Genomic DNA, 490 nt, shown 5'->3' with positions numbered 1-490 from the left:
GCACGAAGATGATCGCCGACAGCGTGCCGGCCGCCGAGGCGACGGTCTGCACGATGTTGTTCTCGACGATGGAGTGGTTGGCGAAGTTACGCAGTATGGCCATCGAGATCACCGCGGCCGGGATGGCGGTGGCGAACGTCAGGCCGACCTTGAGGCCGAGGTAGACGTTGGCGGCGGTGAACACCAGCGTGATCGCGCCGCCGAGCAGGATCCCGCGAATGGTCAGTTCGCGCAGCGGCGGTGTGGTGGGGTGTGCGGAGCTTTCGACGGCCAACTCGGCTCCCTCTCGGTTGCTGGTGCTGACTAACCGTAGGCGCTGGGCCACGGTGGCGCGGGGGATCGACGCAGCGGTGGGTCGGTCCTTCCTCGACGGGGTTGCGGAGGCGACAGCGCTAGGCGGAGACAGCTTGCGCGCGCCTGGTGACTTGCGCTGGATCACGGATGGGCAACCAACTCCATGTGCACTCGGTAAAGCAGGAACGTCACGGTC

The 490-nt window shown here is 66.3% G+C and carries 1 protein-coding gene; it reads right to left on the bottom strand.

What is annotated here, in order from left to right:
• Positions 1 to 274 (bottom strand): OPT/YSL family transporter (locus tag IMZ11_RS43840; RefSeq protein ID WP_228649640.1); only part of this gene is annotated, 274 nt, incomplete at its 3' end.
• Positions 275 to 490: the final 216 nt, after the last annotated feature.

Origin of the sequence: Microtetraspora sp. AC03309, from assembly GCF_020826795.1 — a bacterium.
Taxonomy (GTDB): Bacteria; Actinomycetota; Actinomycetes; order Streptosporangiales; family Streptosporangiaceae; genus Microtetraspora; species Microtetraspora glauca.
The sequence above is the reverse complement of the archived record's forward strand: the minus strand, read 5'-3'. Positions and strand labels throughout refer to the sequence as shown.